Source organism: Leclercia sp. LSNIH3, from assembly GCF_002935105.1.
GTDB lineage: Bacteria > Pseudomonadota > Gammaproteobacteria > Enterobacterales > Enterobacteriaceae > Enterobacter > Enterobacter adecarboxylatus.
This window is the reverse complement of record NZ_CP026387.1, coordinates 1,134,496-1,159,271: the sequence shown is the minus strand read 5'-3', so window position 1 is coordinate 1,159,271 and position 24,776 is coordinate 1,134,496. Positions and strand designations below refer to the sequence as shown.

At 61.1% G+C, this 24,776-nt stretch carries 22 protein-coding genes; 12 read left to right on the top strand and 10 right to left on the bottom strand.

The features are described from left to right. Positions 1-75: 75 nt before the first annotated feature. From fepC to fepD, 3 genes are read right to left on the bottom strand one after another with little or no spacing between them, the layout of a single operon-like run. Positions 76-876, bottom strand: a complete 801-nt coding sequence (gene fepC / locus C3F35_RS05665) for an iron-enterobactin ABC transporter ATP-binding protein (protein ID WP_103791888.1) — start codon at positions 874-876, stop codon at positions 76-78. Continuing rightward, positions 873-1,862, bottom strand: a complete 990-nt coding sequence (gene fepG, locus C3F35_RS05660) for an iron-enterobactin ABC transporter permease (RefSeq protein WP_103791889.1) — start codon at positions 1,860-1,862, stop codon at positions 873-875. The genes fepC and fepG overlap by 4 nt, the downstream gene beginning before the upstream one ends. After that, entirely contained in the window at positions 1,862-2,866 is a 1,005-nt protein-coding gene (gene fepD, locus C3F35_RS05655) for a Fe(3+)-siderophore ABC transporter permease (protein ID WP_032616982.1), read from the bottom strand. The genes fepG and fepD overlap by 1 nt, the downstream gene beginning before the upstream one ends. A 111-nt stretch (positions 2,867-2,977) precedes the next feature. Between fepD and entS the strand changes: the two genes are divergently transcribed. Beyond that, complete coding sequence (gene entS / locus C3F35_RS05650; protein WP_103791890.1) at positions 2,978-4,213, top strand: enterobactin transporter EntS; 1,236 nt, start codon at positions 2,978-2,980, stop codon at positions 4,211-4,213. Positions 4,214-5,139: 926 nt separating this feature from the next. Here entS and fepB read toward each other — a convergent pair. Next, positions 5,140-6,099, bottom strand: a complete 960-nt coding sequence (fepB, locus tag C3F35_RS05645) for a Fe2+-enterobactin ABC transporter substrate-binding protein (protein ID WP_103791891.1) — start codon at positions 6,097-6,099, stop codon at positions 5,140-5,142. Positions 6,100-6,286: 187 nt separating this feature from the next. On the opposite strand from fepB, the gene entC reads away from it, so the two are divergent. The 5 genes from entC to entH are packed head-to-tail and all read left to right on the top strand — an operon-like array spanning position 6,287 to position 11,104. After that, positions 6,287-7,462 carry an isochorismate synthase EntC gene (gene entC, locus C3F35_RS05640; protein ID WP_077227982.1) on the top strand — a complete coding sequence of 392 codons (1,176 nt, stop codon included), beginning with the start codon at positions 6,287-6,289 and terminating at the stop codon, positions 7,460-7,462. 9 nt (positions 7,463-7,471) lie between these two features. Beyond that, the gene (entE, locus tag C3F35_RS05635) at positions 7,472-9,070 is read left to right on the top strand and encodes a (2,3-dihydroxybenzoyl)adenylate synthase EntE (protein WP_103791892.1); all 1,599 of its coding nucleotides are present in this window, start codon (positions 7,472-7,474) and stop codon (positions 9,068-9,070) included. Positions 9,071-9,080: 10 nt separating this feature from the next. Further along, the gene (locus C3F35_RS05630; RefSeq protein WP_032616987.1) at positions 9,081-9,935 is read left to right on the top strand and encodes an isochorismatase; all 855 of its coding nucleotides are present in this window, start codon (positions 9,081-9,083) and stop codon (positions 9,933-9,935) included. After that, entirely contained in the window at positions 9,935-10,690 is a 756-nt protein-coding gene (gene entA, locus C3F35_RS05625; RefSeq protein ID WP_032616988.1) for a 2,3-dihydro-2,3-dihydroxybenzoate dehydrogenase EntA, read from the top strand. Before C3F35_RS05630 ends, entA begins: the two co-directional genes overlap by 1 nt. Next, a complete protein-coding gene (gene entH, locus C3F35_RS05620; protein WP_103791893.1) occupies positions 10,691-11,104 on the top strand; it encodes a proofreading thioesterase EntH in 414 nt (137 codons plus the stop codon). A gap of 391 nt (positions 11,105-11,495) precedes the next feature. Here entH and C3F35_RS05615 read toward each other — a convergent pair whose 3' ends face one another. From C3F35_RS05615 to C3F35_RS05605, 3 genes are read right to left on the bottom strand one after another with little or no spacing between them, the layout of a single operon-like run. Next, complete coding sequence (locus tag C3F35_RS05615; RefSeq protein ID WP_103791894.1) at positions 11,496-12,608, bottom strand: M20 family metallopeptidase; 1,113 nt, start codon at positions 12,606-12,608, stop codon at positions 11,496-11,498. 13 nt (positions 12,609-12,621) lie between these two features. Continuing rightward, entirely contained in the window at positions 12,622-13,086 is a 465-nt protein-coding gene (locus C3F35_RS05610) for a YjiG family protein (protein WP_032616991.1), read from the bottom strand. After that, a complete protein-coding gene (locus tag C3F35_RS05605) occupies positions 13,083-13,805 on the bottom strand; it encodes a nucleoside recognition domain-containing protein (RefSeq protein ID WP_059308536.1) in 723 nt (240 codons plus the stop codon). Before C3F35_RS05605 ends, C3F35_RS05610 begins: the two co-directional genes overlap by 4 nt. Before the next feature lie 279 nt (positions 13,806-14,084). Between C3F35_RS05605 and cstA the strand changes: the two genes are divergently transcribed. Further along, entirely contained in the window at positions 14,085-16,190 is a 2,106-nt protein-coding gene (cstA, locus tag C3F35_RS05600; RefSeq protein WP_059308535.1) for a pyruvate/proton symporter CstA, read from the top strand. A gap of 58 nt (positions 16,191-16,248) precedes the next feature. Beyond that, a complete protein-coding gene (locus C3F35_RS05595; protein ID WP_032616994.1) occupies positions 16,249-16,446 on the top strand; it encodes a YbdD/YjiX family protein in 198 nt (65 codons plus the stop codon). Positions 16,447-16,513: 67 nt separating this feature from the next. Here the strand turns inward: C3F35_RS05595 and C3F35_RS05590 are convergent, their stop codons facing one another. Continuing rightward, complete coding sequence (locus C3F35_RS05590) at positions 16,514-17,257, bottom strand: SDR family NAD(P)-dependent oxidoreductase (protein ID WP_103791895.1); 744 nt, start codon at positions 17,255-17,257, stop codon at positions 16,514-16,516. Positions 17,258-17,318: 61 nt separating this feature from the next. Further along, positions 17,319-18,416 carry an oxidoreductase gene (locus tag C3F35_RS05585; RefSeq protein ID WP_059308533.1) on the bottom strand — a complete coding sequence of 366 codons (1,098 nt, stop codon included), beginning with the start codon at positions 18,414-18,416 and terminating at the stop codon, positions 17,319-17,321. A 161-nt stretch (positions 18,417-18,577) separates the two neighbouring features. Between C3F35_RS05585 and C3F35_RS05580 the strand changes: the two genes are divergently transcribed. The 4 genes from C3F35_RS05580 to C3F35_RS05565 all read left to right on the top strand — a co-directional run bounded on the left by C3F35_RS05580 (position 18,578) and on the right by C3F35_RS05565 (position 23,499). After that, positions 18,578-20,080: a sugar ABC transporter ATP-binding protein gene (locus C3F35_RS05580; RefSeq protein WP_103791896.1), complete on the top strand. Its 1,503-nt coding sequence runs from the start codon at positions 18,578-18,580 to the stop codon at positions 20,078-20,080. Beyond that, a complete protein-coding gene (locus C3F35_RS05575; protein WP_032616998.1) occupies positions 20,077-21,072 on the top strand; it encodes an ABC transporter permease in 996 nt (331 codons plus the stop codon). The genes C3F35_RS05580 and C3F35_RS05575 overlap by 4 nt, the downstream gene beginning before the upstream one ends. A gap of 19 nt (positions 21,073-21,091) precedes the next feature. Next, positions 21,092-22,156: a sugar ABC transporter substrate-binding protein gene (locus tag C3F35_RS05570; RefSeq protein WP_077227977.1), complete on the top strand. Its 1,065-nt coding sequence runs from the start codon at positions 21,092-21,094 to the stop codon at positions 22,154-22,156. 101 nt (positions 22,157-22,257) lie between these two features. Beyond that, complete coding sequence (locus tag C3F35_RS05565; RefSeq protein ID WP_103791897.1) at positions 22,258-23,499, top strand: LVIVD repeat-containing protein; 1,242 nt, start codon at positions 22,258-22,260, stop codon at positions 23,497-23,499. 68 nt (positions 23,500-23,567) lie between these two features. Here C3F35_RS05565 and mtnK read toward each other — a convergent pair whose 3' ends face one another. Beyond that, a complete protein-coding gene (gene mtnK, locus C3F35_RS05560) occupies positions 23,568-24,767 on the bottom strand; it encodes an S-methyl-5-thioribose kinase (protein WP_103791898.1) in 1,200 nt (399 codons plus the stop codon). Positions 24,768-24,776 lie beyond the last annotated feature (9 nt).

Below are 24,776 nucleotides of genomic sequence, written 5' to 3'. Positions count from 1 at the left end.
TCGCCCTTTGGGGAAGAGGGTACGGGGCCGTCTTTTCACCCTCGCCCCTTTGGGGAGAGGGCCGGGGAGAGGGGGTCAGACCGCACGTTTCCCCAACGGCACCACCAGCGGTGTGCCCGCCACCGGATCGTCGATAATCATGCAGCGCATCCCGTAGATCCGCTCGATCAACGCCGGGGTGACAATCTCCTTCGGCGCACCCTCCGCCACAATTTTTCCCTCGCGCAGGGCAATCAGATGGGTGGCATAGCGGCAGGCCTGATTGAGGTCATGCAGCACTGCCGCCAGGGTAAAGCCCTGGGTGCAGTTCAGGTCGCTTAACAGCTCCAGCAGGTCGATCTGATGGCTTATATCCAGCCAGGTGGTCGGTTCGTCCAGCAGCATAATCGACGTCTCCTGGGCCAGCACCATCGCAATCCACGCTCGCTGGCGTTGCCCGCCGGAGAGGGTGTCTACGCTCTGCGCCGCCAGGTCGGTAATACCCGTGGCCTGCATCGCTTTGGCCACCGCCGCTTCGTCCTCTTTACGCCAGCGGGTGAAGAGGGGCTGGTGCGGATAGCGCCCGCGCGCGACCAGCTCCTGCACCGTGATATCCCCCGGCGTTGTGGCGTTTTGCGCCAGCAGTCCGACCCGACGCGCCACCTCTTTGCTGGCGAAGCGCTGGATCTGTTCGCCATCGAGAAATACGTTGCCGTGCAGCGGGGTCATCAGACGGCTCAGGGTACGCAGCAGCGTCGATTTTCCACAGCCGTTGGGGCCGATAATGGCGGTAAAGTGGCCGTCGGGGATCGCCACCTGCAGATCCTTGGCCACGGTTTTTTTGCCGTAGCCGAGGGTCAGATTTTCGCCGCGCAAGCGGGTTGCAGTCTCTGTCATTTCTTGCGGGACTCCTGAACAAGCAAGACGATGAGGTAGATCCCGCCAAGACTGACGGTTACCACCCCCACCGGAAGTTGATACGGCATAAACAGCTGCTGGGCGCAGAGATCGGCGGCCAGCAACAGCAGCGATCCGCACAGCGCCGACTGGGTTAACCCCCAGCGGGCAGTGCCGCTCAGACGCCGCGCGATGTGCGGGGCCACCAGCGCAATAAAGGAGATCGGCCCGGCAATCGCCGTCGCGGCGGCGGTTAACACCACCGCCACCAGCATCAGCATCAGACGCGAGCGCTCGACGCTCACGCCCAGCGCGCAGGCGCTGTCGTCCCCCATCTCCAGCAGGCGCATCCGTTTCACCAGCAATAAGGCGCAGACGAACATCAGCAGGATCAGCGGGGCGGCGGGCAGGGTTTTGGCCCACGTTAGGCCGTTGAGCGACCCGGCGAACCACAGCCCGGCAGAGAGCGAGGTCTCCAGCGACGCCTGCAACAGCAGCCAGGTGTTAAAGGCCATCAGCATGGCGCGCATGCCGATGCCAATGATGATCAGGCGGAAGGTCTCGATGCCATCGCGCCAGGCCAGCGCCCAGACGATGAGGGAGGTGAGAATGCCGCCCGCCATCGCCGCCAGGGTAATGGCCGTCAGGTGCTGACCAAACAGCACCATCGCCACCAGCACGCCGCTCCAGGCCCCGGTGTTAAAGCCCATCACATCCGGACTGCCGAGGGGGTTACGCATCAGCGACTGGAAAATCGCGCCACTGATGCCCAGCGCCGCGCCCACCAGCAACGCCATTATCACCCGCGGCAGTCGCCATTCGGTCACCACCATAGTGATATTGCGCGGCGCACTGCCGGTGAGGGCATTAAAGACCTGAGTGAAATCAAGCGTCACCGCGCCACTGCGCAGGCTAAACACGGCCACGGCGAGGCTGACCAGCATCAGCAGCAGGCAACTGAGCACTAACCGACGGGAAGGGGCCATCACAGGGCACCTCCGCGCTTGCGGCGTACCAGGAAAATCAGCACTGGCGCGCCGATAAAGGCGCTAACCACCGAGACGCGCAGTTCGCCCGGCACCAGCAGACGCCCGATAATGTCGGCAAACAGCAGCAGCGCAGGGGTAGCAAGCAGCGTCACCGGCAGAGACCAGCGGTGATCGGCCCCCACCAGCCAGCGCGCCATGTGCGGCATCATCAGGCCGATAAAGGCAATGGGGCCGACCACCGCCGTGGCGCTGCCGCACAGGACGGTGATGGTCAGTAACCCGGTCAGTTGGGTGCGCGCCACGCGGCTGCCGAGGGCGGTGGCGGTGTCGCTGCCGAGGCTCAGGCTGTTGAGCGCCCGGCTTAACAGCAACGCTACGGTGGCGGCGATCAGCACCGGCACGCTCACCACCTGTAAGGTTTGCAGGGTGCGGATATCCAGCGAACCCGCCTGCCAGAAGCGCAGCTGATCGTAGACGTCCGGGTTGAGCAGGGCGATACCGTTGGAGAGGCCATCCAGCACCGCGCCGAGGGCCACACCCGCCAGCGTCAGGCGTACCGGGCTGAGCTGGCCCCCGCCCTGACTGCCGGTAAAGGCCACCAGCAGCGAGGCGGCAAAGGCGCCGCACAGCGCCATCACCAGCTGTTCACCGGGGGTGGAAAAACCAAACAGCGCTGCACCCAGCACGATGGCAAAGCTGGCACCGGCGTTAACGCCGAGAATGCCCGGGTCGGCCAGCGGATTGCGGGTCAGGGTTTGCATCAGCGCCCCGGCGAGACCGAGAGCGGCTCCGGCCAGCAGACCGGCGAGGGTACGCGGCAGACGCGCATCCCGCACGATGGTGCAATCGGCGCTTTGACAGGTGGCGGTGAGGGCATCCACCACCACGGAAAACGGCAGCGGTTTCGCACCCACCGACAGGCTGAGGGCGATGGCAAACGTGAGCAATAGCAGTAAACCGGGCACGGCAAGGGCACGTGGCGCGGAAGAGGAGTACGACATAGCAACGTCCATGACTTGATAATGATAGTAATTATCGTTATCTATCTTATTTAGCTATGTTAGCATGTGCGGCCATGGAATTGGTACAAAAGAAACCATTAAGGCTTTGTAATGACCCGACAATCCTGGCTGCTCAATCTGAGCCTGCTGAAGACTCATCCGGCGTTTCGTGCTATTTTTATTGCCCGTTTTATCTCCATTTTATCCCTTGGCCTGCTCGGCGTGGCCGTTCCGGTCCAAATCCAGGCGATGACCCACTCCAGCTGGCTGGTGGGGCTATCCGTCACCCTGACCGGCGGGGCGATGTTTATTGGCCTGATGGTCGGCGGGGTGCTGGCGGATCGCTACGAGCGTAAAAAGCTGATTCTGCTGGCGCGCGGCACGTGCGGCGTGGGGTTTGTCGGCCTGTGTCTGAACGCGATACTGCCGGAGCCGTCGTTAATCGCCATTTACCTTCTCGGCCTGTGGGACGGCTTTTTCGCCTCGCTCGGCGTGACGGCGCTGTTGGCGGCAACGCCAGCGCTGGTGGGGCGCGAAAACCTGATGCAGGCCGGGGCCATTACCATGCTGACCGTGCGCCTGGGATCGGTGATCTCGCCGATGGTGGGAGGGTTATTGCTCGGCACCGGCAACGTGGCCTGGAACTACGGCCTGGCAGCGGCGGGCACGTTTATCACCACCTTAACCCTGCTGCGTCTGCCTTTACTGCCGCCACCGCCGCAGCCGCGTGAACATCCGCTTAAATCCTTGCTGGCGGCGATCCGTTTTCTGTTCAGCAATCCGCTGATTGGCGGTATCGCCCTGCTGGGCGGGTTACTGACGATGGCGAGCGCGGTGCGGGTACTCTATCCGGCGCTGGCGATGGAATGGCAGATGAGCGTGTCGCAGATTGGTCTGCTGTATGCCGCCATTCCTCTGGGGGCGGCGTTTGGCGCCCTGACCAGCGGCAACCTTGCACAGAGTGCCCGTCCAGGGTTGATTATGCTACTGGCGACCCTGGCCTCGTTTATTGCGATTGGCTTCTTCAGCCTGATGCCGGTCTGGGCGCTGGGGGTGATCTGTCTGGCCCTGTTCGGCTGGCTGAGTGCGGTCAGCTCGCTGCTGCAATACACCCTGATCCAGACCCAGACCCCGGAAGCGATGCTCGGGCGCATCAACGGCCTGTGGACGGCGCAGAACGTGACGGGGGATGCGATTGGTGCCGCCATTCTGGGCGGGCTGGGGGTGATCATGACCCCGGTGGCGTCGGCCAGCAGCAGCGGATTTGTGCTGGCCATCGTCGGGGCGATGTTGTTGGTGGTGTTAGCCGAGTTGCGCCGGTTCCGGCAGGCGCCAGCTACGGTGTAGCGGGAATGTGCCGGGCGGTGGTTTTCTTCCTCTCCGTGTAGGCTGAGGGATCCCCAGTATTTTTATTGCCCTTACAGCAATGAAATAATCACAATATTTTAAACGACTTATAGCGACTCCGCTGTCCGGCTGAAAATCGACGAAGCGTTTCCGTAAGGCCGGGGCGAGGCGCAGGGACGCGCCGAGAGGGCATAGCCTGCATGGATGCAGGCTGGTGCCCGACCCGAAAGCCTGGAGGAATAAGCTGAGTGCACCGCGAAGCGGCGATTTTCTTTGCCGGGAGCCGGGGTAGCCAGGGGGGAGGCGGCGAGCCCCCCTGGCACGTTCACGGGTGACGCGCCTGACAGAGAAGTGCAGAACGTAAGGTGAACGGAACCACCACCTGAGTCGCATGTTCCCCTCACCCCAACCCTCTCCCCAAAGGGGAGAGGGAGCCGACCGTGCCAATTTGTTGTAGGGATCCCTCAGCCCACAGGGAGGTCGCATGTTCCCTCTCACCCCAACCCTCTCCCAAAAGAGGAGAGGGAGCCGACCATGCCAATATCAGGAGAGGAAGCCGACCGGGCCCATTTTTTTGACGGAACCGCCACCTGAGTCGCATGTTCCCCCTCACCCCAGCCCTCTCCCCAAAGAGGAGAGGGGGCCGACCGTGCCAATATCAGGAGAGGGAGCCGACCGGGCCCATTTTTAGTGGAGATCCCTCAGCCCACAGGAAGCCGCATGTTCCCCCTCACCCCAGCCCTCTCCCCAAAGAGGAGAGGGGGTCGACCGTGCCAATATCAGGAGAGGGGGCCGACCGGGCCAATTTTTAGTGGAGATCCCTCAGCCCACAGGAAGCCGCATGTTCCCCCTCACCCCAACCCTCTCCCCAAAGAGGAGAGGGGGCCGACCGTGCCAATATCAGGAGAGGGAGGCGGTCTGTGCCCTTACTTAAACAACCCCTCTAAACGATCCAGCACCCGCATCGCACTGTAGTAATCCAGTCGGAATGTCTCTGTCCCCAGCGCCCAGACGCGTTTGTTTTGTACCGCCGGCAGATGGGCCAGCAGCGGGTTGGCGTAGATAGCATCCACATCCTTCTGACCCCCGGCAAACAGGAACAGCCCTTCGCCATTCAGCCCGGTCGCCAGGTTTTCTCCCCCTAACTGCACAATGTCGTGGCGCTTGCCCTGGCTCTGCGAGGCGTTCAGCCCGGCGGGCAGAGGAGCCAGAGAGAAGCCCAGCTGTTGCAGCAGCTTGCCCTGGGCCGACTCGGCGGTCCACAGGTTGGCGCTGTGGGCCGCGGCGGTGTAGACGATGGCATTCACCGGCTGCGGCGGCTGTTTCAGCTGCTGCTTCACCCGGGTGAGCTGTTTATCAAATTCGGCAATCCGCGCCGCGGCCTGCTTCTCCTGGCCGGTGATGGTGCCCAGTTGGGTCAGCAGCGCCTGCCAGCTTTTATCGTCGTAGTTGATGAGCAGCGTCGGGGCGATGGCCGACAGCTGATCGTACAGCGCCAGGGCTGAATCTCCCCCGGTGGCGCTGACCAGGATCAGATCCGGCATCTGGGCGGCTACGGCTTCTGCGCTCGGCTCGCCAATATACAGGCGCGCAAGCTTACGCTGTTTTGCCACCTCGCCCCACTGGCGCAAAAAGCCCTGATCGTCGGCCACCCGATTGTTTGGCGTCGTGGCTCCGCTGGCGATCACCGGGGCATCAATCGCCAGCAGCGAGCCGGTAAGGGTCACACTGGTGGAGACAATTCGCGTCGGTTTGCTCTCAAGCGTGTGGGTTCCGTGGCTGTCCGTGACCTGACGCGGCCAGTCGGCGGCGAGCGCTGAGGTTAATCCTGAAATTAAAAGTCCGGTTAAAAGCAGGGTGTTACGACAAACAGCGGGCAGTTTCACTAAGGGGCATCCTGTTTTTGTTGAAGTTAATGCTTCTCATTTTCATAAATGAACCGTAGGGATGCAAGCGATAGTCGCACAAGTTGCGCGCTCATCGGTTGACACCATCGCGCTCTGGGATTAGGTTAGCCAGCGAAAATATAAATGATAATAATTCTTACTGCTTTTATCATTTCAGGAGGATGATATGGATACGTCACTGGCTGAGGACATTCAGCACAACGCGACCCGGCTGCAAAAAGACAGCTTCTTTTTTATGTCGCCTTATCGCAGTTTTACCACGTCGGGTTGTTTTCGCCGTTTTTCCACCCCTGCCGTGGGCGGCGACGATCCGGCAAGCCCCTTCCAGCAACAGCTCGCCCAGGCCTTTGCCGATGCTAAAGCCGCCGGGATTGCTAACCCGGTGATGGTGGGGGCGATCCCCTTTGATACCCGCCAGCCGTCGTCGCTGTTCATTCCGCAAACATCGCAAAATTTTGCCCGTCCGGCACGCCAGCAGTCTGCCCGTTATGCGACCCAGACGCCGCCGCTGACGGTGAAATCCCGCACCGAGATCCCGGCCCAGTTAGCCTTTGAAGAGATGGTGGCCCGCGCCGCCGCCCTGACGGCGACGCCGCGCGTGAATAAAGTGGTGCTGTCGCGCCTGATCGACATCGCCACCGAAGAGAACCTCGACAGCAGCGTGCTGCTGGAAAAACTGATTGCCCAGAACCCGGCCAGCTTCAACTTCCACGTCCCGCTGGAGGATGGCGGGGTACTGCTTGGCGCCAGCCCGGAACTGCTGCTGCGTAAAGAGGGGGCTCACTTTAGCTCCCTGCCGCTGGCCGGTTCCGCGCGTCGTCAGCCGGACGATATGCTCGATCGTGAGGCGGGCAACAAGCTGCTGGCTTCGGCAAAAGATCGTCATGAACATGACCTGGTCACCCAGGCGATGAAGGCGGTGCTCGCCCCGCGCAGCCACCAGCTGACTATGCCCGCTTCGCCGCAGTTAGTGACCACCCCGACCCTGTGGCACCTCGCCACCCCGGTAGAGGGCGAAGCGCGTGAAGATGAAAACGCCCTGACCCTGGCCTGTCTGCTGCACCCGACTCCGGCCCTGAGCGGCTTCCCGCACCAGGCGGCGAAAGCGTTGATTGCCGAGCTGGAGCCGTTCGACCGTGAACTCTTCGGCGGAATCGTCGGCTGGTGCGACAGTGAAGGCAACGGCGAGTGGGTGGTGACCATCCGCTGCGCGCGCCTTCACGCCAACCGTGTGCGCCTGTTTGCCGGTGCCGGGATTGTGCCTGCCTCCTCACCGGTTGCCGAGTGGCGCGAAACCGGCGTCAAACTGACCACCATGCTCAATGTTTTTGGCTTGCATTAAGGATTAATCATGACCCTTCCCTTTACCCGCTGGCCCGACGACTTCGCCCGTCGCTATCGTGAAAAAGGTTACTGGCAGGATCTGCCCCTGACGGACATTCTGACCCGCCATGCTGACAGCGATGCGCTGGCGATTATCGACGGCGAACGCCGCTTGACGTACCGCCAGTTCCAGCAGTCCGTCAATAACCTCGCGGCAGCGTTGCAGGCGCAGGGGATCCAGCGGGGTGAAACCGCTCTGGTGCAGTTGGGTAACGTCGCGGAGTTCTACATCACCTTTTTCGCGCTGTTGCAGGTGGGCGTGGCCCCGGTGAATGCGCTCTTTAGCCACCAGCGCAGCGAACTGAACGCCTACGCCACCCAGATTGAACCGACGCTGCTGATTGCTGACCGGGCGCATAGCCTGTTTGCTGGCGACGATTTCCTTAACACCTTCAGGGATCAGCACCCCTCCGTGCGCGTGGCGCTGCTGCGCGGCGAAGGGCTGGAAGCGGCCACTGCCCGTCCGGCAGAAAACTTTATCGCCAGCCCGACCCCGGCCGATGAGGTGGCGTTCTTCCAGCTCTCCGGCGGCAGTACCGGCACGCCGAAGCTGATCCCGCGCACCCATAACGACTATTACTACAGCATTCGCCGCAGTAACGAGATCTGCGGCATCACCGCGGATACCCGCTACCTGAACGCGCTGCCTGCTGCCCACAACTTTGCGATGAGTTCCCCCGGCTCGCTGGGGATCTTTATGGCCGGTGGCTGCGTGGTATTGGCGCACGATCCGAGCGCCACGCTCTGCTTCCCGCTGATTGAACAGCATCGTATCACCGTCACCTCGCTGGTGCCGCCAGCGGTAAGCCTGTGGCTGCAGGCCATTACCGAAGGCGCAGGCAATGCCCAACTGGCGTCGCTGCAACTGTTGCAGGTGGGCGGGGCGCGGCTTTCCGCCACGCTGGCTGCCCGCATTCCGGCAGAGATGGGCTGCCAGCTCCAGCAGGTCTTTGGGATGGCGGAAGGGCTGGTGAACTACACCGCCCTGGATGACACCCCGGAACGCATCATGAATACCCAGGGCCGTCCGATGTGCCCGGATGATGAAGTGTGGGTAGCCGATGAGAACGGTAATCCGCTGCCGCGCGGTGAGGTCGGGCGTCTGATGACCCGCGGGCCGTACACCTTCCGCGGCTACTACAAAAGCCCGGAGCATAACGCCAGCGCCTTTGACGCGAACGGCTTTTACTGCTCCGGGGATCTGATCGCCATTGACGAGCAGGGTTACATCACCGTGCAGGGGCGCGAGAAAGATCAGATCAACCGCGGCGGGGAGAAGATCGCCGCCGAAGAGGTGGAAAACCTGCTCCTGCGCCACGAGGCGGTGATCCACGCCGCGCTGGTCAGCATGGAGGACAGCCTGCTGGGCGAGAAGAGCTGCGCGTATCTGGTGGTGAAACAGCCCCTGCGTGCAGTTGACGTGCGCCGCTTCCTGCGCGAGCAGGGCGTGGCTGAATTCAAACTGCCGGATCGCGTGGAGTGCCTGGACGCACTGCCGCTGACGCCGGTAGGCAAAGTCGATAAAAAACAATTACGCCTGTGGCTGGCCGAACGGGCGCAGGGCTGAGGAGCAAACGATGGCAATTCCAAAATTAACCGGTTATGCGCTGCCAGGCGCGGCAGATCTGCCCAGCAATAAAGTGAGCTGGACCATGGAGCCCGCGCGCGCCGCGCTGCTGATCCACGATATGCAGGAGTATTTTCTTAACTTCTGGGGCGATAACTGTCCGATGATGGCGCAGGTGGTGGCGAACATCGCCCGTCTGCGCGACTATTGCAAGCAGCAGGGGATCCCGGTCTATTACACCGCCCAGCCGAAAGAGCAGAGCGATGAAGACCGCGCTCTGCTGAACGACATGTGGGGACCGGGCCTGACCCGTTCCCCGGAGCAGCAGCGCATTGTCGCTGAACTGACCCCGGACGAAGCAGACACCGTGCTGGTGAAGTGGCGCTACAGCGCGTTTCACCGCTCGCCGCTGGAGCAGATGCTGAAAGACAGCGGGCGCGACCAGTTGATCATCACCGGCGTGTACGCCCACATCGGCTGCATGACCACCGCGACCGACGCCTTTATGCGCGACATCCAGCCGTTCTTCGTCGCCGATGCGCTGGCGGATTTCACCCGGGATGAGCATCTGATGTCGCTCAAGTACGTGGCCGGTCGTTCCGGGCGCGTGGTGACCACCGACGAACTGCTGCCGTCAGTGCCCGCCAGTAAAGCGGCGCTGCGCGAGGCGATCCTGCCCCTGCTGGACGAGTCCGACGAACCGATGGATGATGAAAACCTGATCGACTACGGTCTGGATTCGGTACGCATGATGGCCCTGGCGGCGCGCTGGCGCAAAGTGCATGGCGATATCGACTTTGTGATGCTGGCGAAAAACCCGACGCTGGATGCCTGGTGGGCGCTGCTCTCCCGCGAGGTGAAATAATGGCTACGTTCGATTTTGCGGGGAAAACCGTCTGGGTGACCGGGGCCGGGAAAGGCATCGGTTACGCCACCGCGGTGGCGTTCGCAGAGGCGGGCGCCCGGGTGACGGGCTTTGACGTGGCCTTCCCGCAGGCGAGCTATCCCTTTACCACCGAAGTGCTGAACGTGGCGGACGCTGCGCAGGTGAGCGAGGTCTGCGGGCGTTTGCTGGCTTCGGTCGATCGTCTGGATGTGCTGGTGAATGCAGCAGGGATCCTGCGGATGGGGGCGACTGACCAGCTCTCGCAGGACGACTGGCAGCAGACCTTCGCGGTCAACGTTGGCGGGGCGTTTAACCTGTTCCAGCAGACGATGGGGCAGTTCCGCCGTCAGCAGGGCGGGGCGATTGTCACCGTGGCCTCTGACGCGGCACACACCCCGCGCCTCGGGATGAGCGCCTACGGGGCGTCGAAGGCGGCGCTGAAAAGCCTGGCCCTGACCGTCGGCCTTGAGCTGGCGGGCAGCGGCGTGCGCTGTAATCTGGTGTCGCCGGGATCCACCGACACCGACATGCAGCGCACCCTGTGGGTGAGTGATGACGCCGAGCAGCAGCGTATTCGCGGCTTTGGCGAGCAGTTCAAGCTCGGCATTCCGCTGGGTAAAATCGCCCGTCCTGAGGAGATTGCCAGCACTGTACTGTTCCTCGCTTCCGACCTCGCCAGCCATATCACCTTGCAGGATATCGTGGTGGATGGCGGCTCGACGCTGGGGGCCTAGATGATCTGGAAACGACATCTGTCGCTGGAGGAATTAAACCGCTCCAGCCTCAACACCATGGTGGCGCATCTGGGGATCGTCTACACCCGGATTGGCGACGACACCCTCGAAGCCGAGATGCCGGTGGATGCCCGCACCCATCAGCCGTTTGGCCTGCTCCACGGCGGCGCATCGGCGGCGCTGGCGGAGACGCTGGGGTCGATGGCCGGGTTCCTGATGACCCGTGATGGGCAGAGCGTGGTAGGCACGGAGCTGAACGCGACGCACCATCGGGCGGTGTCGCAGGGAAATGTGCGCGGCGTGTGCCAGCCGCTGCACCTCGGTCGCACCAGCCAGAGCTGGGAGATCGTGGTGTATGACGAGCAGGGAAGGCGCTGCTGTACCTGTCGGTTGAGTACGATGGTGCTGGGGTGAGGGAGGCAGAGTTGCCCCTCACCCTAACCCTCTCCCCGGAGGGGAGAGGGGATAGATCTGAGCACTGTTTTTCCCTCTCCCCTGCGGGGATGGGGGAAAGATCTGAGCACTGTTTTCTCCCTCTCCCCTGCGGGGGTAGGGGAGAGATCTGAGCACTGTTTTTCCCCTCTCTCCTGCGGGGAGAGGGAATAGATCTGAGTACTGTTTTCCCCCTTTCTCCTGTGGGGATAGGGGTAGATATGAGCACTGTTTTCTCCCTCTCCCCTGAGGGGATAGGGGAGAGATCTGAGCACTGTTTTCCCCTCTCCCCTGCGGGGATGGGGGAGAGATCGGAGCACTGTTTTCCCCCTCTCCCCTGCGGGGAGAGGGCCGGGGTGAGGGGGAAATGCGCTTACAGCATCGACACAATCCGCTTCAGCAACCGAATCCGCGGCGCAATCGACGCCTTATCCAGCCACTCCGCCGGGCTGTGGAAGCCTGCCCCAATCGGCCCCAGGCCGTCGAGGGTCGGAATGCCGAGCGCGGCAGTGTGGTTGGCATCGCTGCCGCCACCCACCGCCTGCCAGGTGATGGCGATATCCTCTTCTTTGCCTGCGTTCTCAACGAGCTGCATCAGACCCTGCGTGGCTTCACTCGCTGCCATGGCTGGCTTGTGGTTGACGCGCGTCAGCGAGGTGGTGACGCCCTCTAAAAATCCTTTTTCACACAGGGCTTCCAGCGCCTGATTGACCCGGTCGTACTCGTCGTTTTCCCAGAAACGCACGTCGAGTTCGGCAACGGCGCTATCCGCCACCACGTTGGCCGCGCTGCCGCCGTGAATCACGCCGACGTTCAGCGTGGTGCCGCGATCCCAGTCGGTGAGCGCGTTAATGGCGGTCACAGCATGCGCCAGGGCGGTAATCGCCGAGCGGCCTTTTTCCGGATCGTTACCCGCATGCGCCGCCACGCCGCTAAAGGTGAGGTGGTAGCCCGCCATGCCTTTGCGCGCTTTGACCAGGGAACCGTCGGCACGTGCCGCTTCACACACCAGCACGCAGCGGGCGCGTTTAGCCAGTTCGCCAATCCATTCGTGGGAGTAGACCGAGCCGGTCTCTTCGTCCGGGTTCATTGCCACGGCAATCGCCAGGCGATCCTTATCCGCCGCGTCCAGCCCGCGCATCGCCCAGAGGATGTTCAGCAATCCACTTTTCATGTCGGAGACGCCAGGGCCGTACAGGCGAGTATCGTCTTCACTCAGCGGACGTTCGGCTACGGTGCCGGGGGCAAAGACGGTATCGAGGTGGCCCACCAGCAGAACGTCAAACTGCTCTGCGTGCGGCTTATTGCTGACGAAGAGGCCCGGGCCGACGTTATCACCCAAATTAACCTGCTCGGTGTGCCAGCCTTCGCGTTGCCACAGCGTCTGCATGATGCCTGCGACGGTGGCGACGCCTGCGATGGTCTGGGTGCCGCAGTCCACGTTCACCAGGGTTTTGAGTTCTTCAATATAGTGGTCAAGATTCATGGTTACGTCCTGTTCAGAGAATAATGCGCATCAGCAGCATGGCTAAGAAAGCGTTGACCACCGAAAGGGCGATCATCAGCGGAATGCGTTTGGCGCGGGTGCCAATCACACCCAGAATGCGGCCCAGATACTGCACCTGGGAGCCCATCAGATAGATAGCCGGGGCGAGGATGGCCAGATGCTCCCCGGTCAGGATGCCTTTATCAAAAAGGCCAATGGCGACACCGATGCCGCCGCCCATCGACATCCAGCCACCGATCAGCACGGCGGCTGCTTCGCCCGGCAGGCCAAACAGGCCCATTAACGGCGCGAAGATCATGCCCAGGCCTTTCAGCGCGCCGGTGATCTCCAGGGCTTTGATGATGATAAATGCCATTACCACATTGGGCAGGGTACTGCTGGTGGCGATCCCCCAGCCTTTACGCGCCCCTTCGACGAACACATCGGTAATAACGGGATTGGATTGTGGCGCACTCATGCGGCTTCTCCTTTTGCCTGTGGTGATTCAGCGGTGTTTTTTCCGGTAAAGGCCAGGATCAGACGCAGCAGGTTTGCGCCGACGATTTTCATGATGAACATCACTGCGATGCAGGCCCCAATTGAGGCGGGCACCGCCGCTGTGCCATCGACGGCCACCAGCGTGAACAGAATGGCACCGGAGGAGAAGAAGTTGGTGATCATCGCGCCAGCGGAAAACTGGAACATGGCGAAAACGTCTTTTTCCGTTTCGCTGATTTGCCCTTCATCGGCCAGATTACGCGTGAGGGAGGCACCGACGTCCGTGCTTTGCAGGCTGCCAATCAGCGCCAGCCCGGCGGTGCCAGGGATGCCCAGCAGCGGGCGCAGCAAGGGGGTTAACAGCTTGCGGGCGGCACGCAGCGCGCCGTAATGCTCCAGCACGTTGATCATGCCGAGCGCAAACATGACGGCCGGAATCAGCCCGAGCGCGAACAGAAATCCGTCCATCGCACCGCTGCCGCCCGTACCGCGAAAGGCGCTGGTGGCGGTGGTGAGCGTGCCATCGTTCAGGCTGGCCTTGCTGACCACTTTGCCAAACGCCCCGTTGAGGGTGGTGAAATCAAATACGCCGTACCACTCTTTTCCCCCTAACAGGCCAGAGAAGAAAACGGCGGCGAAAGCCAGCGCAAAGTAAGCGCCTGGCCCGACCTTATACTCCTGATGTTGTGAACTATTCATATCCTTTTCCTTGTAAGTGCGCGGGTGCGCAGGGTCATTCTGGCGAGGTTGTGCGCAAAAAAGATGATACAAATCATTTCGTAACGGCGTTGCAGGATGAAAAAGATAAAAATGTGACCGGCGACAGAGCAGGGGGAGAGTAATAGTGATCGGCTTAACACTGTGGTGTAAATCTCTGGTTTGACCACGCATTATTGCGTTTTAAAGTTGTTAAATTTTAAGCGGTGTTCTAGAAACAAAATGTAACATTCCACTGTTTCACGACAACGGACAACCATTATGAATAACTCAGGGAAATACCTTTTATGGGCAGGGCTATCCGTTGTGGGAGCCTTTGCCCTGGGCTATATCGCCCTTAACCGGGGGGAACAGATCAATGCGCTGTGGATAGTGGTTGCAGCGGTCTGTATCTATCTGATTGCCTATCGTTTTTACGGCAAGTTTATTGCCCGTAACGTGCTCTCTGTCGATCCCACGCGCATGACGCCTGCGGTGCGGCATAACGACGGTCTGGACTATGTGCCGACCGACAAAAAAGTGCTCTTTGGTCACCATTTTGCCGCCATCGCCGGTGCCGGGCCGCTGGTGGGGCCGGTGCTGGCCGCGCAGATGGGCTATCTCCCGGGGATGATCTGGATCCTCGCCGGGGTGGTGCTGGCGGGGGCGGTGCAGGACTTTATGGTGCTGTTCGTCTCCACCCGCCGCGACGGGCGTTCGCTCGGGGAGCTGGTGAAAGAGGAGATGGGACCCACTGCCGGGGTGATTGCGCTGGTGGCCTGTTTCATGATCATGGTGATTATCCTCGCGGTACTGGCGATGATCGTGGTGAAAGCCCTGACCCACAGTCCGTGGGGAACCTACACCGTCGCCTTTACCATCCCGCTGGCGATTTTCATGGGGATCTACATTCGCTACCTGCGACCGGGGCGTATCGGCGAAGTGTCAGTGATTGGGCTGTTCTTCCTGGTGTTCGCCATTATTTCCGGCGGCTGGGTGGCTGAAAGCCCTACCTGGGCACCGTACTTTGACTATACCGGTGTGCAGCTGACCTGGATGCTGGTGGGCTATGGCTTTGTGGCGGCGGTACTGCCGGTGTGGCTGCTGCTGGCCCCGCGCGACTACCTCTCCACCTTCCTGAAAATCGGCACCATCGTTGGGCTGGCGATCGGCATTCTGATTATGCGTCCGACCCTGACCATGCCTGCGGTGACGAAGTTTATCGACGGCACCGGCCCGGTCTGGTCCGGCAACATGTTCCCGTTCCTGTTTATCACCATCGCCTGTGGCGCGGTCTCTGGCTTCCATGCGCTGATTGCCTCCGGCACCACGCCGAAGATGCTGGCCAATGAAAATCAGGCCTGCTTTATCGGCTATGGCGGCATGCTGATGGAGTCCTTCGTCGCCATTATGGCGCTGGTCTCGGCCTGCATTATCGATCCGGGCGTCTATTTTGCGATGAACAGCCCGATTGCGGTGCTGGCACCCGCCGGTACGGCTGACGTGGTGGCCTCTGCGGCGCAGGTGGTTAGCGGCTGGGGCTTTGCCATTACCCCGGATACCCTGGCCCAGATTGCCAACGAAGTGGGCGAGCAGTCGATTATCTCGCGCGCGGGCGGTGCTCCGACCCTGGCGGTGGGGATGGCCTACATCCTGCACGGTGCGCTGGGCGGCCTGATGGATGTGTCGTTCTGGTATCACTTTGCCATCCTGTTTGAAGCGCTGTTTATCCTGACAGCGGTAGATGCGGGGACCCGTGCGGCGCGCTTTATGTTGCAGGATCTTCTGGGGGTGATTTCTCCGGGGCTGAAACGCACCGAATCGCTTCCCGCCAACCTGCTGGCGACCGCACTCTGCGTGCTGGCGTGGGGATACTTCCTGCATCAGGGGGTGGTCGATCCGCTGGGCGGCATCAACACCCTGTGGCCGCTGTTCGGTATTGCTAACCAGATGCTGGCCGGTATGGCGCTGATGCTCTGCGCGGTGGTGCTGTTCAAGATGAAACGTCAGCGTTACGCCTGGGTCGCCCTGGTGCCGACGGCCTGGCTGCTGATCTGTACCCTGACCGCTGGCTGGCAGAAAGCCTTCAGCAGTGATGCCAAAGTGGGCTTCCTCGCGATCGCCAACAAGTTCCAGGCGATGATCGACAGCGGCAAGATCCCGGCGCAGTACACCGAGTCGCAGCTGTCACAGCTGGTGTTTAATAACCGTCTGGATGCCGGGCTGACCATCTTCTTTATGGTGGTGGTTGTGGTGCTGGCGCTGTATTCTCTGAAGACCGCGATGGCTGCCCTGAAACAGGACAAACCTACCGCGAAAGAGACGCCGTATCAGCCGATGCCTGCTAACTATGATGAGCGTGTGACGCAGGCGAAAGGGGCGCATTAAAGACAATGCCGGGTGGCGCTAGCGCTACCCGGCTTCTATTCCCTGTGAGATAAAAGCGATGTTCGACACCCTATCCAAAGCAGGTAAATACTTAGGCCAGGCCGCGAAAATGATGATCGGCGTGCCGGACTATGACAACTACGTTGAGCATATGCGGGTCAACCATCCCGATCAGACCCCGATGACCTACGAAGCCTTCTTCCGCGATCGCCAGGACGCCCGTTACGGTGCTAAAGGCGGAGCCAAGTGCTGTTAACCCTCCAGACCAGATGAAAACGCCTCTGCCAGACGGCAGAGGCCTACCCAATCTTTGCAACGAGGCGTCAGGCGTTCAGACCGCCGTCCACGTCCAGGCCGGTGCCGGAGATCTGCCCGGCGGCAGGGCTGGCAAGGAAGGTGACCGCCGCGGCGATATCTTCCGGCTGGCCGTAATGACCGGTCGCAATGAGCTGACGTTGGGATTCAGCCTGCACGCCATCCTCCGGGTTCATATCGCTATTGGTGGGGCCAGGGTGGACCAGATTGACGGTAATACCGCGCGGCCCCAGGTCACGCGCCAGCCCCCGGGTCAGGGAGTTGAGCGCCGATTTGGTCATTGAATAGACCGCGATACCCGGCTGGGCGACGCGGTTGGCCAGACAGCTGCCGATGTTGATGATGCGTCCGCCGTCGGACATATGCATGAGCGCGGCCTGGATGGCGATCACCACCCCGCGAATATTGACGTTAATCAGGGCATCAATGTCTGCCAGCGTCATGGACTCCAGCTGGCCACCACGCGCAATCCCGGCGTTGTTCACCAGAATATCCAGCCCGCCCAGGGTACGCGCCGCCTGCGTCACGGCATTCTGAATGGCCTCTGCGCTGGCGCTGTCGGCCTGAATCGCCTCGCCGTGCCGTCCCAGCGCCACAATTTCATCGACCACGGCCTGGGCTTTCACGGTGGATTTCTCGTAGGTGATAACCACATCGGCCCCCGCCCGGGCCAGCGAGAGCGCAATCGCGCGTCCTAAACCCCGGCTGGCCCCGGTGACCAGCGCCTTCTTACCTGTTAAATCGATCTGCATGATGACCTCAACACGAAAGTAATGAGAACCATCATTAGGTATAGAGGGCGTTTGCCCGGCGTCAATCCGCCGGGTGGCTGAAGTTTTCCACTTTCTCAAACGCGGCGTGCAGCACCGCAGGCGTCAGGGCGATGGGCAGGGCGTGAATAGACTCTACCGGACGCAGGGTATGGGCGATCACCTTATCCAGTTCGTCGCGGTTGTGGATATCCACGTCCAGCTCGCGCAGAGTGGTGGGCAGGTTGAAGCGCTGGTAAGCCGCGACCAGCTCGCGCAGCACCTCGTCCTGGCCGAGCAGGGCGCTCTGCACCAGAATGCCGTAGGCCACCTTGGTGCCGTGGAGGAAGGCCGCGGTCTGCGGCAATACCGTTAAGCCGTTATGCACGGCATGGGCCGCCGCCACGCGGGTGTAGCGTTCCCCCAGCCCGCCGACCATGCCGCCACCGGCGATAATGGCATCCACCACATCATGAAACTCCCGGGTGACCTCCCGGCGCGTCTGATCGGCCAGCGCCTGCTCGCTGTGTTCGAGCAGGACATCGCGGATCGCCAGCGCGCCGTTGATGCCAAGGCGCACCGTCAGCGGCAACAGCTCCGGCTGCGGTGCGAGTACCACCGCCTCATACCATTTCGCCAGGGTATCGCCGATCCCCGCCAGCAGGTATTCCGCCGGGGCATTGAGGATAATTTCCGGCTCCACCAGCACCAGATAGTTGGCATCGTCAAAAATTTCAAAGTGCAGCGCCTGCCCGGCATCGTTGTACCACACCGACAGCGGCGTCCAGGCGGCACAGGTGGCGGCGATAGTGGGAATGGCCACCACCGGTAAGCCCAGACGGCGCGCCACCGCTTTGGCGGTATCCAGCAGCGCACCGCCGCCGACGCCAATCACCACGCTGCGATCGGTGCCGGAGGCGTTCACAAGCTGACTCACATCGTGCTCGCTGCAGTGGCCCTTAAACAGCAGATGTTTTGCGCCCTCTGCATGGAAGCTCTGTGGCAGGAAGGGTTGCGCACCGGCAAGGGCGCGTTCACCGTAAATCCATACCGCCCGGGAGAGCTGCTCCGGGGTAAAAAAAGCGTCCAGACGGGCAAGTACCCCGCGGTGGGAGTAGTAGTTGGCCGGACCGGGTACGACGCGGATATCGGTGTTGCTCATGATGGTGTCCTTTTTATGAAGCGCTAACCTGATGTTATGGCTAGACATCCAGATGGCTAATACTATTTTGCTTTATCTTATGCTTTTTCCTTCGTTGCCAGCCAGACCCGGCTGTGAAAAATTCCATAAATCAAAAGATTAATGATAAGGGATCGCAGCGAATGTTAACCAGTCGCCTCGAGATGCGCGGCATCAGCCTGGCTTTTTCTGGCTTTCAGGCGTTGTCGCGCGTCGATTTCACGCTGACAGGTGGATCGGTACACGCGCTCACGGGCGCGAACGGTGCCGGCAAATCCACCCTGATGGCGGTACTGTGCGGCACGCACGCGCGCTATGAAGGCGAAATCAGCATTAATAACCAGCCCGTCACCCTTCGTGAGCCGGTGGATGCCAAACAGCTGGGCATCCATCTGGTGCAGCAGGAGGTGGACGTGGCGCTGATCCCCGGCCTGAGCATTGCGGAAAACATCATGCTCGATCATCTGGCGCAGCCGGGGCACCGCTTTCACTGGCGGAAACTGCGCGAACAGGCCCGGCAGGCGCTGGCGCAGTTGGACATCACCCTCGACGTTCGCCGTGCCATCGACAGCTGCACCCTGGCAGAAAAACAGCAAATCCTGCTGGCCCGTGCGCTCTCTCATCACTGCCGGTTTTTGATTCTGGATGAACCCACCGCGCCGCTGGATGCCCATGAGAGCGAGCGGCTGTTTGCCGTGGTACGACGCCTGCAACAGCAGGGGATCGGGGTGGTGTTTATCTCCCACCGGATCCATGAGCTGAAAGCGATCTGCGACACCTTAACGGTGCTGCGCGACGGCAAGCTAATTGAGTCCGGGCCGATGGCGGATCTCAGCGGAGAAGCGATCGTCGAGAAGATGCTCGGCCATGAATTGAGCGATATCTATCCGCCTGCGCGCCCGCCACACAGCAATGAAACGCTGCTGCGGGTCGAGGGGCTGCATGATGAAAAGCTGCTGAAAGATATCTCCCTGCATCTGCGCAAGGGCGAAATCCTCGGGATTGCCGGGCTGGCCGGGGCGGGAAAAACCGAACTCTGCAAAGCGCTGTTTGGCGCGACCAAAAGCCAGGTGACAAAGGGCGAGCTGAATCATAAGCCGTGGAGACCGCGCGATCCGGCGGACTCCGTGCTGCGTGGGCTGGCGCTGGTGCCGGAAGAGCGGCGTAAAGAGGGCATTTTTATCGAGGAGACGGTGAGCATGAACCTCGCCGTCAGCGCGGATAACAGTTTCTCGCGCTGGAGCCTGTTCGGCCATCGCCAGGCGTGGCGCTGGGCTGAAGAGGTGATCGCCCGGGTGGGTGTGCGCACCCGCGGTCCGGGGCAGGTACTGCGTCGGCTTTCCGGCGGCAACCAGCAAAAGGTGGCGATCGGCAAATGGCTGCGCGGCAACGCCCAGGTGCTGATCTTCGACGAGCCGACCAAAGGGGTGGACGTGAAGGCCAAAACCGATCTGTTCCGGCTGATTGATGGCCTGGCGCGGGAAGGCAAAGGGGTGATTTATGCCTCGGGTGAGTTTGCCGAACTGGTGGGCCTGTGCGACCGCATCTGCGTGCTGTGGGACGGACGCATTGTGGCGGAACTCGAGGGGGCAACCGCCCGCGAAGAGACATTACTTTATTATTCAACCGGAGGAACGGCGTCGTGAGCAAGGCCCTTTCAGTGACGGCGGCGGCGTCTGGCCGTCAGCAAATTTTCGATTTTCTCTATAAATGGGGCATGTTGCTGACGGTGGTGGCGCTGGTAGCCATCTTCGGCGTGGCGTCAGAGAACTTTCTCGATCCCAACAACATCATCAACATTCTGCGCTCTATCGCGATTGTGACGGTGATTGCTATCGGGGTCTCGATCTCGTTGACCATTGGCGGGTTTGACCTCTCCGTGGGTTCCACTGCATCGCTTGCCAATGCGCTGGTGATCTCCCTGTTTGTCTGGCATGGCTTCGGCACTACCGAATCCATTCTGATCACCCTCGCGCTCTGCACGCTGGTGGGGCTGTTTAACGCCTTCTTGATCGTCATTCTGCGCATTCCTGACATGCTCGCCACGCTTGCCAGTCTGTTTGTGATCCAGGGCGTGGCGATGACGTACAGCTATGGCGGGTCGATTACCGAAAACATGGTACTGCCGAGCGGCGACATGGCAGAGGGCACCATCCCGGCGGCCTTTGGCGCGCTGGGGCAGGTGCCGACCATCGTGATTATCATGCTGGCGGTGACTCTGCTGGCGCAACTGGGGCTGTCGCTGACCACCCACGGACGCCGTATGTACGCGATTGGCGGCAACCCGGAGGCGGCGCGCTTATCCGGCATTCGTACCACCCGCTACAAGGTGGCCGCCTATGTGATTGCTTCGCTGCTGGCGGGCCTCGGCGGCATTCTGCTGGCCTCGCGTATTGGCTCCTCGCAGGTGAATGCCGGCGGTGGCTACCTGATGGATGCGGTGGCAGCGGCGTGGATCGGCTTCTCGCTGGCCGGTTCCGGTAAACCGAATGCGCTGGGCACCCTGGTGGGGGCGGTCATCCTTGGGGTGCTCTCTAACGGGCTGGTGATGCTCTCGGTGCCCTATTACGCCATGGACATTATAAAAGGGCTGGTGCTGGCGATTGCCCTGGCCATCACCTACGTACAAAAACGCTAACAACACGACGGGATTTAAAATGAAAAAAGTTGCACTCTCTTTGCTGACGCTGGGATTACTGAGTTCACTGCCGGGCTATGCGGCAACACCTGCGCCGGTGCCGGCGGCCATCGCCAACCACGACGGACAGATCCGCATCGCGGTGATCCGTAACCTCGGCTCTGACGACAACACTACCCAGTTTGTGGCGGGCGCGATCCAGGAAGGCAAAAAGCTCGGCTTTAAGGTCAGCACCTTTTTAAGCAACGGCGACGACGCCAAATTCCAGGACTTCGTTAACCAGGCGATCACCCAGAAATATGACGGCATTATTCTCTCTCAGGGGCGCGATCCGTACTCCACCGCACTGGTGAAAAAAGCCGTCGATGCCGGGATCAAAGTGGCGGTGTTCGATACCGCAGTGACCGGGGAGATCCCGGGCGTGACCGTCACGCAGCAGGATGATGCCTCCCTGACCAATCTCTCCTTCGGCCAACTGGTGAAAGATTTCAACGGCCAGGCCAACATCATCAAGCTGTGGGTCGCTGGCTTCCCGCCGATGGAGCGTCGTCAGACGGCCTACCAGGCGCTACTGAAAGAGAATCCGGGTATCAAAGAGCTGGAGTCCATCGGCGCGGTCTCCTCCGACGTGCAGGGTGACACCGCCAACAAAGTGGGCGCGGTGCTGGCGAAATACCCGAAAGGTAAGATCGACGCCATCTGGGGCACCTGGGATGCCTTCAGCCAGGGCGCGTATAAAGCCCTGAAAGAGAATGGCCGCACGGAGATCAAACTCTACAGTATCGACATCTCCAACCAGGATTTACAGCTGATGCGTGAGGCGGGCAGTCCGTGGGTGGTGAGCGTGGCGGTGGATCCGAAGCTGATTGGTGCGACCAACGTGCGTCTGATCGCCAATAAGATTGCCGGTGAAGCAACGCCTGCAACCTATGACTTTAAAGCCGCGGCCATTCCGCAGGCGCTGCTGTCGGCCCAGCCGGGCGCGGTGAATGTGGCGTCATTAGGGAAAATCATCCCGGGCTGGGGCCAGACCGAAGACTTTATCGCCCCGTGGTTCGCGACGTTAGAAGCGAAGAATAAGTAACACTTTCCCGGACGTGGCGGGGTGGGGCCTGGTGTCCTCACCCCGGCTCTCTTCCCCAGGAAGAGGGTTAAACCTACGCCACCGGGCGACAGGAGTTTAAGGTGTCTCAATTACCCACCCCTGAATACAGCCGCAATATGCGACTGATCGGCCACAGCGACCAGGGCGGACGCCCGGACGGCGTGCAGCTGATGGTGCATCGCGGCTTTGCCTATATCGGCCATATGGTGTCGCAGGGCTTTTCGATCGTTGATGTGCGCGACCCGAAAAACCCGCGGGCCGCAGGCTATGTGCCCGCGCCGCCCGGCACCTGGAACGTACATCTCCAGGCGCATGACGACCTGCTGCTGGTGATCAACGCCCGGGACCTGTTTGCCGATGCCCGCTTTGCGGATGAAAAGGTCTACTACACCCGCCAGGTGGGGGAGACGGTCAGCGACGTACAGGACAGAGGCTGGAGCGCCGGGCTGCGCATCTTTGATATCTCCACCCCGGATAAGCCACGGGAGATCGGCTTTCTGTCGCTGGACGGGATCGGCATTCACCGCATCTGGTACGTGGGGGGACGCTGGGCCTATGTCTCGGCGCTGATCGACGGCTTTACCGATTATATCTTTCTGACGATAGACCTTGCCGATCCGCGCAAGCCAGAGGTCGCGGGGCGCTGGTGGCTGCCGGGGATGAACCAGGCGGCAGGCGAAACGCCAGCATGGCCGGAAGGCAAACGCTATGCTCTGCATCATGCGATCATTGCGGGCGATACCGCCTACGGGAGCTGGCGTGACGGCGGCCTGACGCTGCTGGATGTAAAAGACAGAACGCAGCCGAAGCTGATCAGCCATCGCAACTGGAGTCCGCCATTTGGCGGCGGCACCCATACCGCACTACCCCTGCCGGACCGGGATCTGCTGGTGGTGCTGGACGAAGCGGTGCTCGACAATCAGGAGGATGGCGAAAAGCTGATCTGGCTGTTTGATATTCGCGAGCCGTCGAACCCGGTGAGTATTGCCACCTTCCCGCAGCCCAACGAGCGGGATTACGTGGCGAAAGGGGCGCACTTCGGGCCGCATAACCTGCATGAAAACCGCCCCGGCAGTTTTATCAGCTCAACGCTGATTTTCGCGACCTATCAGAATGCAGGCGTCCGCGCCTATGACATTTCGGACCCGTACCGTCCGGTAGAAACCGCGGCGCTGGTGCCCGCGGTGCCAGAGAAGATGATGGATACCCGGCCCAATCGCCCGCAGGTGATCCAGTCCTGCGATGTGTTTGTGGATGCGCAGGGAATTATCTACAGCACGGATTACAACGGCGGATTGTCGGTGATTGAGTATCTGGGATGAGTGCGGTGTGATGTTTTTACGCCGGGTCTCTCTCTGTGAGAGAGGCCCGGTAAGTGTCGCGCCTGCTCTTAGCTGTACTGACGCACCCGCGCCACCAGCTCATCCACGCTGTCGATACGGTCGGCAATCACAATCAACGCCTTACCGAGGGTGATGGCGTGGCGCAGGCATTCGTGGCGCATCTCGTCGTCGCGGATAGAATCGATATCCGCCACGTGGGACAGGCCGACGCTGCGGCGTATAAGTTCGGTGCCGCAGAAGCCAATCGCATCCTGCCAGACCTTTTTCAGAAACGCGCTGGCGTAGCCCGGCACGCTGAGGGCGGCATCGCGGGATTTTTCCGCCGCCAGGGCCTGGAAACGTTCCGCGAAGGTGGTCCACAGCTGCTGGATATCGATCAGGCGTTGTTCACGACCGGCCGCCGCATCGCGAATACCCAGGTGACCCGGCAGGCCGCAGAAGTTAAGCAGCAGGTTGCCAATCGCCGTGCCGATATCAAACCCAATCGGGCCGAAATAGCCGAACTCTGCGTCAATGGCTTTCAGACTCCCCTCGGCGACAAAAATCGAGCCGCTGTGAATATCGCCGTGCAGCAGCGCTTCGGCCTGGGAGAAGAAGCGGTGCTTCAGGGCGGCGACGGCAATCTTCAGCTGATGGTCATTGCGCAGGGCGGCGACGTCGTTTTCCAGCGCCTCCGGGTAGTTATTGCGCTCGTGGATCTGGTACGGATCGTTAAAGAACAGATCTTCGGTGATCTCGCACATTTCCGGGTTGATGAACTGCGCCACTTGCGCCTTTTTGTCGTGAGGATGCAGGTAAAAATCGCTGGTGTGGAACAGGGTGTGGGCCAGGTATTCCCCCAGCTGACGGGCCGCCTGGGGGTAATAAACATTGTTGATCAGCTCGCCGCGCCAGATTTTATGGCTGGAGAGATCTTCCATCACCATCACCGCCAGTTCCGGGTCGAAGTGGTGGATCTTCACCGTGTGCTGCGGGCTGTGCTGATAGTGCTCTACCAGGGTTTGCGCTTCGAGACGGGCGCGGTCCAGCGTCAGCGGCCAGGATTCCCCCACGCAGCGCACGTAGGGCAGGGCCTGCTTAACGATGATGCGGCTTACGCCCGCGCTGTCGAAAATCTTAAACACCAGATTAAGGTTGCCGTCGCCCACCTCCTGCGCCTCCACCAGTGACGAGGGATCTTCAAGGCCGCCAAATTGTTGGGCGTAGGCCACGGCGTCATGAGCGGTAAAGGTACGGTATTGCGACATTGCCAGTTC